The 12,810-nt window shown below is 62.9% G+C and carries 12 protein-coding genes; 7 read left to right on the top strand and 5 right to left on the bottom strand.

Features of this window, described 5'->3' with window-relative positions; translation table 11 throughout:
• The first annotated feature begins 236 nt into the window (after positions 1-236).
• Positions 237-1,031: an ABC transporter substrate-binding protein gene (locus AAHK20_RS00915; RefSeq protein ID WP_449179546.1), complete on the top strand. Its 795-nt coding sequence runs from the start codon at positions 237-239 to the stop codon at positions 1,029-1,031.
• A 201-nt stretch (positions 1,032-1,232) separates the two neighbouring features.
• Positions 1,233-2,570 carry an EAL and HDOD domain-containing protein gene (locus tag AAHK20_RS00920; protein WP_449179547.1) on the top strand — a complete coding sequence of 446 codons (1,338 nt, stop codon included), beginning with the start codon at positions 1,233-1,235 and terminating at the stop codon, positions 2,568-2,570.
• Positions 2,571-2,631: 61 nt separating this feature from the next.
• Here the strand turns inward: AAHK20_RS00920 and AAHK20_RS00925 are convergent, their stop codons facing one another.
• Together AAHK20_RS00925 and AAHK20_RS00930 are read right to left on the bottom strand one after the other, a co-directional pair.
• Positions 2,632-4,086: an HDOD domain-containing protein gene (locus AAHK20_RS00925; RefSeq protein WP_449179548.1), complete on the bottom strand. Its 1,455-nt coding sequence runs from the start codon at positions 4,084-4,086 to the stop codon at positions 2,632-2,634.
• A 69-nt stretch (positions 4,087-4,155) separates the two neighbouring features.
• On the bottom strand, positions 4,156-6,015 hold the full coding sequence (locus AAHK20_RS00930) for a putative bifunctional diguanylate cyclase/phosphodiesterase (RefSeq protein WP_449179549.1): 1,860 nt from the start codon (positions 6,013-6,015) through the stop codon (positions 4,156-4,158).
• A 309-nt stretch (positions 6,016-6,324) separates the two neighbouring features.
• Here AAHK20_RS00930 and AAHK20_RS00935 point away from each other — a divergent pair, with 309 nt between their 5' ends.
• Positions 6,325-7,605, top strand: coding sequence for an EAL and HDOD domain-containing protein (locus AAHK20_RS00935; RefSeq protein ID WP_449179550.1), 1,281 nt, complete (start codon positions 6,325-6,327; stop codon positions 7,603-7,605).
• A 227-nt stretch (positions 7,606-7,832) separates the two neighbouring features.
• Positions 7,833-8,375: a peroxiredoxin gene (locus AAHK20_RS00940; RefSeq protein WP_449180038.1), complete on the top strand. Its 543-nt coding sequence runs from the start codon at positions 7,833-7,835 to the stop codon at positions 8,373-8,375.
• Positions 8,376-8,508: 133 nt separating this feature from the next.
• Here the strand turns inward: AAHK20_RS00940 and AAHK20_RS00945 are convergent, their stop codons facing one another.
• Entirely contained in the window at positions 8,509-9,642 is a 1,134-nt protein-coding gene (locus AAHK20_RS00945; RefSeq protein WP_449179551.1) for a porin, read from the bottom strand.
• A gap of 350 nt (positions 9,643-9,992) precedes the next feature.
• Between AAHK20_RS00945 and AAHK20_RS00950 the strand changes: the two genes are divergently transcribed.
• Positions 9,993-10,511 carry a hypothetical protein gene (locus AAHK20_RS00950; RefSeq protein WP_449179552.1) on the top strand — a complete coding sequence of 173 codons (519 nt, stop codon included), beginning with the start codon at positions 9,993-9,995 and terminating at the stop codon, positions 10,509-10,511.
• Between the two features lie 51 nt (positions 10,512-10,562).
• The gene (locus AAHK20_RS00955) at positions 10,563-11,114 is read left to right on the top strand and encodes a hypothetical protein (protein WP_449179553.1); all 552 of its coding nucleotides are present in this window, start codon (positions 10,563-10,565) and stop codon (positions 11,112-11,114) included.
• Between the two features lie 121 nt (positions 11,115-11,235).
• On the opposite strand, the gene AAHK20_RS00960 is transcribed toward AAHK20_RS00955, so the two are convergent.
• Positions 11,236-11,769 carry a hypothetical protein gene (locus AAHK20_RS00960; RefSeq protein ID WP_449179554.1) on the bottom strand — a complete coding sequence of 178 codons (534 nt, stop codon included), beginning with the start codon at positions 11,767-11,769 and terminating at the stop codon, positions 11,236-11,238.
• A 16-nt stretch (positions 11,770-11,785) separates the two neighbouring features.
• Complete coding sequence (locus tag AAHK20_RS00965; protein WP_449179555.1) at positions 11,786-12,133, bottom strand: hypothetical protein; 348 nt, start codon at positions 12,131-12,133, stop codon at positions 11,786-11,788.
• 441 nt (positions 12,134-12,574) lie between these two features.
• Between AAHK20_RS00965 and AAHK20_RS00970 the strand changes: the two genes are divergently transcribed.
• Entirely contained in the window at positions 12,575-12,808 is a 234-nt protein-coding gene (locus tag AAHK20_RS00970) for a hypothetical protein (protein WP_449179556.1), read from the top strand.
• Positions 12,809-12,810: the final 2 nt, after the last annotated feature.

The following is a 12,810-nucleotide window of genomic DNA, read 5'->3' on the forward strand; positions in this document are numbered from 1 at the left end:
GGCAAAAGAAATAAAAAACGAATCAACGACATTGCCCAATAGCGACATCAATTTACGCATTTCAATCGCGGAAAACGTGGCGCCGCACTGGCGCCATCCGCTGTAAAATCGCCGCCTCGCGCGTATTGCAACGCACCATTCAATCCACCTGGATTTGAACGGCGATTTTGTTATTGCGACGATGCGCGACAGGCTCGAAGCCTCAACTATTCAAACCTCTGTCCAGGATCACGCCGATGAAATTGAATTTGCGCACCACCACCGCCTTCGCGGCGCTCGCCGCTGCCGCACTGATGACCGGCACCGCCATGGCCGCCGACATCAAAGAGGTCCGCTTCGGCCTCGAAGCCTCGTATGCCCCATTCGAATCGAAGACGGCATCGGGTGAGCTGCAAGGCTTCGATATCGACGTCGGCAACGCGGTCTGCGCAAAGCTGAAGGCCAAATGCGTGTGGGTCGAAAACTCGTTCGACGGTCTGATTCCGGCGCTGCAAGCGCGCAAGTTCGGCGCGATCAACTCGGACATGACGATCACCGATCAGCGCAAACAAGCGATCGATTTCACCGACCCGATCTACTCGATCCCGAATCAGCTGATCGCAAAGAAGGGCAGTGGCCTGCTGCCGACGGTCGCGTCGCTCAAGGGCAAGCATGTCGGCGTGCTGCAAGGCACGATCCAGGAGACCTACGCGAAGGCGCGCTGGGCGACGGCGGGCGTCGACGTCGAGTCGTATCAGACGCAGGACCAGGTCTACGCCGACCTCGCATCGGGCCGCCTAGACGCGTCGTTCCAGGATTCCGAAGCGGCCTCCAAGGGCTTCCTCACGCGGCCGCAGGGCGCGGGCTTCGCGTTCGCGGGCCCGGCCGTCGTCGACGACAAACTGCTCGGCTCGGGCGTCGGCTACGGCGTGCGCAAGAACGATCAGGCGCTCAAGGCCGCACTCAATCAAGCGCTCAAGGAGCTGAAGGCCGACGGCACGATCGACAAAATCGCCGCCAAGTATTTCGACGTCAAAGTCGTGCTGAAGTAAGCGTTGCACCAAGCTGTTGCGCAACCAAAATACCGGCTGCGCAACAGCTAAGCGCTGAACTCGAATATCCCTCCAAGTAAGCACCTGCCTCACGGTCGCCATCGTATAATCACCGGCAAATTCGAGACGGAAGCCGCTCAGGTTTCCGACAAAAGACGCCGTAGTTAAAGATATCAAGCGCACGTGTGAGGGGAATTCGAGATGGAGACCAGGGACGGGCCCACGCTATATTCCAATGCCGGTCCTGGCGGCGCTGCTGCGCCATCCGGAACTCCCGAAGGTTTTGCGCATCTGGGCCGGCAGCCGGTGCTCGATCGCGACGGCATGCTGTGCGGTTTCGAGCTGCTGTTTCGCAGTAACGTCGAGAACCGCGCCGACATCGACAACGAAGACAGCGCCACCGCTCAAGTCATCATCCGCACGATCGGCGAATTCGGCGTGCGTGCCGCGCTCGGCGGCCACAAAGGCTATTTGAACGCGAGCCGCGCGATGCTGCTCGCCGATGCCATCACGCTGATTCCGCGCGATCGCTTTGTCTTCGAGCTGCCGCCCGATATCGAGGTGGACGCGGCGCTGCTCGGGCGGCTCGTCCAGCTGCATGCGAAGCGCTACCGTTTCGTGCTCGACGAAGTCGTGACGCCCGACGCCACGTTCGCGAAGCTCCTGCCGTACGTCGAGTCGGTCAAGATCGACGTCAGCCGCTGCTCGCCCGAGCTGCTGCCGAAACTCGCGAAAGTGCTGAAGTCGGCGGGCAAGATCCTGATCGCGATGAAGGTCGAAACGCAGGATGCGTTCGAAGAAGCGAAGGCGCTTGGCTTCGATCTGTTCCAGGGGTATTTCTTCGCGCGGCCGCAAATGCTGACCGCTCGCCGCGCGAGCGCGCCGCGTCAGGCGCTCCTCAATCTGCTGCAACTGCTGTCGACGGACCCGAGCGTCGCGCAGCTCGAAACGGAGCTCAAGCTCACGCCGGTGCTCGTCATGCATCTGATGCGGCTCGCGAATTCGGGTGAGGAGAGTTTCGGCCGCAAAGTGACGACGCTGCGCGACGCGATCATCGCGACCGGCACCAATCGCATTACGCGCTGGACGCAAATGCTGCTGTACGCGGACGGCCGCAAGGTGCCGCTCGAAGACGATCCGCTCCTGCAGCTCGCGGCCACGCGTGCGCGCTTCATGGAGCTGGCCGTCGCGCGCCTGCCGAACGCGAACCGGCAGGTGATCGACGCGGCGTTCCTGACGGGGGTGTTCTCGCTCGTCGACGCCGTGTTCGGCGATTCGCTCGAACGCACGCTCGAAGACCTCACGCTCTCGCGCCATATTCGCGCGGCGATTCTCAAGCGCGAAGGCATGCTGGGCACGCTGCTCTCGGCCGTGGAAGCGCTGGAGCACGGCGATTGGGCGACGCTCGACCGCGCGTGCGAGACGCTTGCGCCGCTCACGTCGTCGGAGCTTGCCGAGCTCGCATTGAACGCCGCGGCATGGGCGACCTCGGCCGATCACAGCGCGGATAGCCAAGGGCTCGAACGGCTCGAAGATTAATTGAAGGGAAGGGCAGGACAGCAGGCAGTGCGTCCGGCGTACCGGACGCACTGCCTGCAAATCAAAGCGTTTCGACCTCGCGCGTCGGCGCGTGCGCGAAGAAACGCCCCAGCTCGCGCGCGAGTTCGTTGAGCGCGCTCATCTCGCGCTGCGAGATCTTGCGCGGCTCCTTATCGCGCGACCAGTCCCCGTACATCAGCGCCACCGTCGAATGATTGGCGCTCACCGGCAACAGGACGAACGAACGCGCGTCGTCGAACGATTGCTTGAACCAGGCCGGCAGGCGCGCGACCATCTTCGAGTCGTGCGCGTTCTCGATGAAGATGCCGACCGAATTTGCGATCGCGAGATGAAAGACGTCGGGCTCGAACGCCTCGGGGAATTGCAGCGACGGCAGCAGCGTATCGACGTTGTGTCCGAAGCCCAAGCGCGCTTTGAACACGCCCGGCGCCTGCCGTACGAAGACGATCGTCCGGCAGAAATTGAGGCCCGCGAGCACCGTTTCCGACGCAAGCGCGAGCACGGGAGCCAGCGCATTCTCCGACGGCAGCGCGCGCAAGTCTTCAAGACCTTCGCCGATGCGCGCCTCGGGCGTGATGGCCGCGCGCGCGATCGCATCGGCGTTCGCGCGCAGCTCGACGATCTCGCGCATCACGCCGTCGTCGGTTTCTTCGTTCGCGAGCGCGACGCTCATCTGCACGAGCGTGTCGGCATCGGTCGCGAGCGGGCGGCTGTAGCGATTCGCGAGCTCGGCGATGCGCGTATCGCGCACGTGCTCGGCGACGTCGGGCGCGGTCAGCACGTCGGCGACTTCGGTCGAATAGTTCGTGATCGCGCGCAGCCACTGCACCTGGCGCGACTCGTTCTCGTTGGGCTCGTACGTGCCCATGCCCGAGCGGATCATGTCCGGCAGCCGCCAGCGCGAGGCCGCTTCCATCCCGAGTTCTTCGAAGCTCACGCCGAGCACGGCGACGCAGGCCGCTCCCTCGCCGATCTTTTCGGCCTCGGCTTTGCGGCGGATCTGATCCCACTCGCCTTCGAGGTAGAACACGACGAGCAGCTTGCCGACTTGCCGCATCAGCGTGCATACGACCGCTTCCTCGCTCGCGCGCAGGTCGCCCCACTCGGTGAGCTTGCGGGCGACACACCCCGAGAGCATCGTGCGGTTCAGCTCGAGCTTCGCGTCGATGCGGCGCGGCGCGCTGTGATGAAAGTGATCGACGAGCTTCAAGCCGACGACGAGATGCCCGACGGCATCCATGCCGAGCACCATCAGCGCACGCGTGACGGTCGTGATGTTGCCGCCGAAGGCCATGTACATCGCCGAGTTCGCGAGACGCAGCACCTTTTGCGTCAGCGCGAAATCCGACAGCACGACTTGCACGAGCGCCGTGAAGTCGAGGTCGTCGTTGTTCATCGCCGCCATCGTGGTGCGCAGCGATTGCGAGAGCATCGGAAAATCTCCGCGCTCGCTCATCCGCGCCCACAGCTTGTCCAGCAGCGCTGCCTTTACCATTTGAATACCATACGCATTTCAGTGTGTGCCGTGCCGCCGGTCAGCAGACGCTGGTCCTGGATGAGCGCATCAGTCATCGCCGCCCTCATGCAGGACTAGAGTCCGCGCTTCGAAGCGCCGGGCCAGCTCCTCGGACGGCAGCGCCTTGCAGACGAGCCAGCCCTGGATGTGATCGCAGCCCATTTCGGTGAGCAGCTCGCGCTGCGCTTCGGTTTCCACGCCTTCCGCGACGAGTTCGAGATCGAGCGTCTGCGCGAGCCCGACCACCGCGGAAACGATTGCTTGATCGTTGCGGGAGGTTAGCAGGTTCTCGACGAAACTGCGGTCGATTTTCAATTTAGCGAGCGGGAAGCGTTGCAAGTACGCAAGGCTCGAATAGCCGGTGCCGAAATCGTCGACGGCGAAGCGGATGCCGATGCTCGTCAACTCCTCGAGCAGCACCTTCGCATGCGCGGGGTCGTGCATCAGCAGGCTCTCGGTGATCTCGAACACGACGCGGCGCGGATCGAGCCCGGTCAGCTCGATCGCGTCCTTCACGCTCTGCGTGAAGCGCGGGTCGCGGAACTGCTGCGCCGACACGTTGACCGCCACGTATTGCAGCGGAATGCCTTGCGCGTCCCATTGGACGAGCTGCATGCACGCGATCTTGAGCACCCAGTTGCCGAGGTAGTTGATGAGCCCGATCGACTCCGCAAGCGGAATGAAAGTCGACGGCGGCACCAGCCCGTGCACGGGGTGGTGCCAGCGGATCAGCGCCTCCACGCCGACGACGCCGCGCGACGCGCTGCTCGTGATCGGCTGGAAGTGCAGCGAGAACTCGCCGTTGCGCACGCCGTCGTAGAGATCGGCTTCGAGCTTCAGACGTTCGGCGTCGGCCGGGTCCGATTCCGGCGTGTGGAACGTCAGCATGTTGCCGCCCGCCGCCTTCGCCTGCGCGAGCGCGTGATCGGCGCAGCGCAGCAATTGGCCATAGTGCGCATGCTCGGGGCCATGGCTGTGGCCGTGCCCGTCGTGAGGCTCGTCCGGATAGAGCGCGATGCCGATGCTCGCCGACAAGTGCACCGGCTGCCCGCTGAACGTGTACGGCTGCTGGACGGCGGTCATGAGGCGCCGGCCGAGCGCTTCGGCGGCGAGCGCCGCCTCTTCCTTGTTCGGCGCGGTGAGCAGGATCGCGAATTCGTCGCTCGCGATGCGCGCGAGCGTCTCGCCCTGGCTCGCGGTCGCCTGCAGGCGGCGCGCGGTTTCGCGCAGCATGTCGTCGCCCGCGTCGTAGCCGAGCGCGCGATTCACGCGCTGGTAGTCGTCGATGTCGAGCAAGAGCAGCGCCGCGCAGGTGCCGTGCTTGTCGGCGTCTTCCTGGGCGCGCGTGAGCATCGGCACGAGCCCGGAGATGTTGGCGAGGCCCGTCATGCGGTCGTGGTGCAGCTCGTAGGTGAGCCGCTCCTCGGTCGCGCGCCAGGCCGAGATGTCGAAGCCGGCGATCGCGAAGCCCGCCACGCCCGCGTGGCTGCTCTTGACGACGCGCAGCTCGACGGCGATCGGGTAGGTCAGCGACTTGACGATGTGCAGCGTCGCCTTCTCGACGCCGCCGGAGAGCTCCGCGCGCGCGAGCAGCGCGTCGAGCGCGGCCGCTTCGCCGGCCGGCACGAGGTCGTGCAGCGTGATGGTTTGCAGGTACTCGCGGCGGTAGCCGATGAAGCGCAGGCTCGCGTCGGACACGTAGAGGAAGCGCTGGCCGAGGTCGATGTGCGCGAGGAAGTCGACGGCGCCGACGGTCTCTTCGAGCCGGGCCTGCACGGCGGCGCCTGCCGCTACCTGGTCCGTGGCGTCGGTCTGCGTGCCGGCGGTTTCGCTCGAGCGCTTGCGCAACTTGTCGATGGCGGCGCGCCAGGAGGCCCGGAGCGGCGCAGTGGTCCTATTCGCTTCCATGTATCGTGTTGGCGACGGGTAGTCTCGTTGCGGCCGGCCATGGGGGCTTGCTGATTGGCCCCGGACCGGCGGGTTTTCGCGAGAGGCGGCGCCGGCTGCCGCCGAGTGGTCAGTCCGTGATGCCTCTCATCAGAACAAGATATCGGCGGTGCTCAGAATTTCTTTAGTGCAGCCAACCCAAAATGCGGACGGGGTTTTAGTTCATCTGCAGAAACGATAAATTTTGAGACAATGCTGGACAGCATGCCCGCCCGCCATGCTTACCAAGCCTTACAAGCGGATTTGATTGAATTCACTGAGCTCTGACTCATGGTCGAAAACCCGTCAACGCGCACAACGCAGGAATCCGAATGCGTGTACCTGGGGCGCCAGCCGATTATCGAGCGCAACGGCGCGCTCAACGCCTATGAGCTGCTGTTTCGCTCGAGCAGTCAAAATTACGCGCTCGTCACGAACGACGCCCAGGCGACCGCCCAAGTCGTCGCGCGCACGATCGGCGGCATCGGCGTGTCGGCCGCGCTCGGCACGCATCGCGGCTATGTGAACATCAGCCGCGAGCTGCTGTTCGACGACATCATCCACGTGATGTCGCCCGAGCGTTTCGTGCTCGAGGTGCTCGAGACCGTGTCGTTCGACGCGCCGCTGATCGCGCGGATCGACAAGTTGCGCCGCGCGGGCTATGCGGTGGCGCTCGACGACGTGTGCGAGCTATCGGACGGGTTGCTTTCGATCCTGAGCCACGTCGATATCGTCAAGGTCGACTTTCTGCAGACGCCGCGCCCGAAGCTCGCGGCGCTCGCGGAAGCCGTGCGCGCGCGCGGCAAGACGCTGATCGCCGAGAAGATCGAGACGCAAGAGGACTTCGCGCTCGCGCGGCAGCTCGGCTTCGACATGTTCCAGGGCTATTACTTTGCACGTCCGCAGGTGCTGACCGCGCGCCGCACCGATCCGTCGCGGCGCTCGCTATTGCGCATGCTCGCGCTCCTTGCGAGCGACGCCAAGCTCACCGAGCTCGAAGCGGAGCTCAAGCTCAATCCGGAAGTCGTCGTGCAACTGCTGCGGCTCGTCAATTCGAGCGCGTACGGGCTCGGGCGGCGCATCGCGTCGCTGCGCGAGGCGATCATCGCGGCCGGTACGCGCCAGATCGCGCGCTGGGCGCAGTTGCTGCTCTATGCCGACAGCGGCGATCTGCCGTGGCGCGTCGATCCGCTCGTGCAGCTGGCGGGCGCCCGTTCGCGCTTCATGGAGCTGGCCGCGAGCCGGGTGCGTCCGGACGATGAGCGTTTCGTCGACGCTGCGTTCATGACCGGCATCTTCTCGCTCGTGCACGTAGTGCTCGGGGTGGCCTCGCCGGCCGAGGCGCTCGACAAGCTCGGGCTCGTCTCGGAGATTCGCGACGCGATCGTCTACGGCGTCGGTCCGCTGGGCGCGCTGCTGGCGGTCGCGAAGGCGGCCGAGGAGGGCGGCGCCGAGCAGCTGACGGCTGTGGCGCAACGCACGGACGACCCGTTTGCGACGCTCACGCCCGAGGTGCTCGCCGAGTTGAATCTGGCGGCGGCCGCGTGGTTCGACGTGCACGCTGACGAGTGATGGCCTGATCCGCTGATTGCGACAGAACACAACGCTCGCTCGGCAAACGCGAAATTCCGGAGCGTGGTCCAATAGACGTCTGCGTGGCTCGCATGCCGCGCAGGCCGGATGCACGCGCCTGACGGCCGCGGTTTCATCCGCGACGTAGCCCGGCGCCGCGTTGTGCGCTGCATCGATGGAGCCGTCCAATGTTTCGAGGAGATGTTATGAAGCGAAGAGCAGGGCTGATGGCAAGTGCGGTGGCGTTGGGCTTGAGCTTGATTCTGGGAACGCTTCCGGCGCAGGCGGAACTCAAACCCGGCGACAAAGCCCCGGACTTCACCACGCAGGCGTCGCTCGGCGGCAAGTCCTTCGACTACTCGCTCGCCGACGCGCTCAAGAAGGGTCCGGTGGTGCTGTACTTCTATCCGGCGGCCTTCACGAAGGGCTGCACGATCGAAGCGCATTTGTTTGCCGATGCCGTCGACGAGTACAAGCAATACGGCGCGACCGTGATCGGCGTATCGCACGACAACATCGATACGCTGACCAAGTTCTCGGTGAGCGAATGCCGCAGCAAGTTCCCAGTCGCGGCCGATCCGGACAATCACATCATCGATGCCTACGACTCGGCGTTGCCGATGAAGAAATCGCTGGCGAATCGCGTGTCGTATGTGATCGCGCCGGACGGCACGATCATCTACGCGTACACGAGCCTGTCGCCCGACAAGCATGTCGAGAACACGTTGCAGGCGGTCAAGGATTGGTCCGCGACGCGCAAGTCGCAGTGAGCTATCGGTGAGCTAAGCGCGTAGCCGTGTAAGACTGAATCGACGGCGCCCGGGGGATGCGAGTCAACGCGTCCCCCGGGCGCTTTTGCATTTCTCGCGGCGGTTGAATGCCGCTGAGCCTTCCATCGCTCTATTAGAAAATGTTGCGCAGGCCGATCGAGACGCCCGTCTGATTGCTGCGGCCCGGCAGCTCGACCGTCGCCGCGCCGTTCACCTTGCTGAAATCGACCGTGCCGTAAATTTCGGTGCGCTTCGACAACGCGTATTCGGCGAGCGCGACAGCCGTATAGCGGTTGCCGCTCGCGAGCTGGCCGTTGGCAATCGAAGCGTTCTTCATGTGGTCGTAGTAGAACGCGCCCGTCAGCGTGACGTGCGACGAGGCTTGCCAGCTCACGCCCGCGAACGGACCGTCGTCGATGCGGCCAGTGCCCTTGAAGGCGTCGATGCTGGTTGCGATCGGCTGCTGATCGAGCGTGCTGTCGACGAAGCCCGTGTCGTCTTTCGAGTGCAGATAGCCGGCGTAGAGCTTCGCGGTGCTGAATGCGTAGACGATGTTCGCGTTGTAGATGGTTTGCTTGCGGTTCGCGTTGTCGCTGTTCTGCTGCACGCCCGCCGCGACGCTGACCGGCCCCGCCACATACGAGAGCGTGAAGCCGTACATGCTGCCCGCGCCCATATGGCCCGGAATCTCGCCGGAGAAGCCGGAAGCCCCCGTTTGCGTCGAATCCGTGCCGAACGAGTACATCGCGCCGACCGTCAGTCCGCCGAACGTGTTGCGGTACTTGACCGCGTTGTCCGCGTAGAGGCCCGCGCCGAGCGCGACCGGCAGCCAGGCGTTTTCGAGGTAGTTGCCGACGGTCAGGGGGTCGTAGGTGTCGCTCAACAGATCGAACAGCAGGGTCTTCTGGCGGCCCAGCGTGAGCGTGCCGTATTGGCTTGCGAGGCCGACATAGGCGGCGCGGTTGAAGATGCGGTGGCTGTCGGCGAATGAGCCGTCTTGCAGGTTTACGCCGCTTTCGAGGTTGAAGAGGGCCTTCATCCCGCTGCCGAGATCTTCGCTGCCGCGCAAGCCGAAGCGGCTGTTGGTGATCGCGCCGTTGGTCATGAAGAACTTGCCGTCGTTCTGCGCGTTGGCGTTCGACAGGTAGCGCAGGCTGACGTCGGCGACGCCCCATAGCGTGACCGAGCTTTGGGCTGCCGCGTGTTGCGCGGCGAGTGCGAGCGAGAGGCCACCGGCCAAGGCGGCCAGTTTTCGAAAGTGCTTCATTCGAGTTCCTGTGTTTGTTGTTGTGCGCGCGATGCGGACGCGGCCGCATGGCGGGCGTGCATCTTAATGCAATGCTGGAGATCGAAAAAGAGAATAGATGATTTCGATAAATCGGCTTTTGGCCTGAATCAATACTGACCGTTCAAGTATCGGAATATAAGTGGTTGTGTTCCTTAAATAAGGCGAGGCGCGCAAGTCTGGATATTAATTTATTTGCGTAATTCGCGACGCTAACTAAGCTGAATTAGCTGCGCATGATGAATTTGCGGCGAGCCTGATTTTCCTCCCTTCCTTCATTTCCATTCAATAAGGAGCGCGCAATGAGAATCTTTAAAGGCGGTCGCTCGACGTTGAATACGCTGCTCATGTCCACATTGCTGCTAGGTTTGTCGGGATTTGCCACACAGGCTCATGCGCAGTCGGCAACTTGCTTGGGATCGGAAACGGCGACCTTCAATCCGCCGATGACCAATACGTTGCGTAACTTGGAAATCACCGCCATCGCGAGCTATTCCACCTGTGTCGTCACAGGGGTATCCGGCATTACCTCCGTCACGGTGGACGATCAATTCACGCGCAGCTATTCGTGCACGGAGCTGCTCGGCGGCGGATCGGGCACACGGGTCTTCAACTGGTCGAACGGACAATCGAGCACGCTCAGCTATACGGCCTATAGCCAAGTGGTGAATGGCAATTACGTCATCATTTTTCTCGGGAAAGTTTCCGTGGGATTGTTCCAAGGCCAATCCGCCACCGTCGTGCTCACGCTCGCAAGCCTCAGCCAAGCCAATTTTCTTACCGCCTGCAGCGGTAGCGGCATTACGAGCGTGAACGGCCCCAGCTCGCTGACGATCCTGCCGCCGCTTTGAGCGGTTTCGCTTCGAATAGCGAATTCATACATCTTTGAAAAGGAGCGCGCGATGAGAATGTTTAAAGGCGGTCGCTCGATGTTTAAGGCGCTGATTGCGTCAGCGTTTCTGATGATCGGCTTGGCGGGATGGGTTACGCAAGCCAATGCTCAGGCCGCGGATTGTTTGGGAACGGAAGCCTCCACATACAACGTGCCCTTGACCAACACGCAGCAGGATCTGCAGGTCACGATTACGGCTAGTTATAGCCCGTGTGTTGTGACGGGTGTATCCGGCATTACCTCCGGATCCGTCTATTCGCAGGTGATGCGCGATCTCTCGTGTCAGACGCTGCTCGAGCAAGGGCAGGGGACGCGTGTCATCAATTGGTCGAACGGACAATCGAGCACGTTCACCTACACCTCTTCAATCAACGCGGTCAACGGCGACTACGTCATCACGCTGACCGGAAATATTTCTGCGGGGCTGTTTCAGGGGCAATCCGCTGTCGATGTCGTCACGCTCAATAGCCTCAGCCAAGCCAATTTTCTTACCGCCTGCGCTGGCAGCGGCATCACGAGCGTCAGCGGCCCGACCGTGCTGACGATCGCGCCGAAGCTCTGAGCGCTTTCTCGCCGGTACGGTCGGTGGCGGAGCACGCGGACCTTGAGTGCGGCTGACGAATGAAAAAAGAGAATCCACAAAAAGAAGCGCCGCCTCTCGGGCGGCGCTATTCGTCAGTCGATCAATAGCCCGGCGGTGGGGGCGGCGGAGCGTAGTAGGCGCCCGGCGGAGGAGGCGGCGGCGCGTAGTTGTAGTAATACGCGCCCGGAGGCGGGGCGGCGCTCATCGTGCGGTTGACCATCGGCACCTTGTTCCCCGACGCATACATGCACTGGATATACGCTTGATCGTAGCGTCGCTGCGAGCCGTAGCCGGACGCCTGCGCATTGCCCGCGCCGACCACGCTGCCTGCCAACAGACCCACGCCCGCGCCGACTGCGGCGCCTGAACCGCCGTTGAACGCCGCTCCGGCAGCAGCACCGAGCGCGGTGCCGACGACGGCGCTGCCGACCGCCGCGTTCGTCGCCGCCTGATTCGCGGTTACGCCGCCCACTTGCTGATAGGCGTAGTTGCGGCACGAGGCGTCGTCGGCCTTGAACTGATCGAAGGACTTGCCGGTGCCCGGGAGCGCCATCACGGACGGTCCATCGGGTGTCACGGCGCAAGCGCTCAGCCCGGCAAGGGCGGCGAACGCGAGCCATTTTGCTTGTTTCATGGCGAAACTCTTCCTGTCATTGATTCGGCGCCGGCGGTTGAGCCGGCACGGCGCGCCAGCCGCCCGCGCATTGCTTGATGTACGGGTAGTACGTCTTCGCGGCATCGCAGTAGTACCAGGTGCCCGGTTGCTGCTGAGGGCCGGCGTCAGGCCCGGCTTGACCCTGCTCGACGTAGACCGGCGCCGGATCGGCGGGCGCCACGACGACCGGCGCGGGGTAGTAATACGGAACCGGCGCAACGGGGTAGTACGGATAGAACGGCACCCCAATGCCGACACCGACGACCACGCGCGCTTGCGCGGCGCCGCTGACCCCGATCGCAGCCAGCGCGCAGACAGCGATGGAAGCTTTCAGCCACTTCACGATCGACTCCTGATTCAAATAAATAATTGGTGTAAATACGGTTGCAGTACGCGATTGAAGGCTAGGGCATCCCCGCCCTCAATACAATTACCGGGGGTAGCTGAGTTGTTTCAGTTGCTTACACGTGAAACGATTTCTTCAAAATAAGCGGCACGTAGGTCGTTTTTTGACGATGCGGGGAATGAGGGGCGAACCAGAAATTGGTAGTCCGATTCAAATGAAGGATGCGCCGGTGGCGATAAAAAGGGGCAGACAACTTTTGGTCGCGCACTTTATACGAATCGTAACAACGTGGCTGCCCAACCGCTTGAGCGTAGGCGATTCCGTATGAACGCTGTAACGAAGTAACGACTTGAAACAAGACTGTAGCCGTTTTGACTTCGCGGGCCTGTAGCATGCTTCGGACGACTTGAATGCGACTCAAGCTGAATGGAGAAGCGGATGCTCAGTCCTCACGAAATATCCACGCTGCTGCTGGTGCAGCGTGCCCCGTATCAAGTGGAAGTCCAGCGCCTCGATTTTGTGATGCTGGAGAAGAAGGCGCTCGTCGAGATCGAGCGGCGCGCAAGCGGCGCGAAGATTGCTCGATTGACGCCGCGCGGGTCGGCGTTGTTGCGCAAGCTTGGTCGGCTTGCCGTGGAAGACGAAGTCTGGGGCGACGAACCCGCCGCGTAAAA

The sequence above is a fragment of the Trinickia camelliae genome, assembly GCF_053525655.1.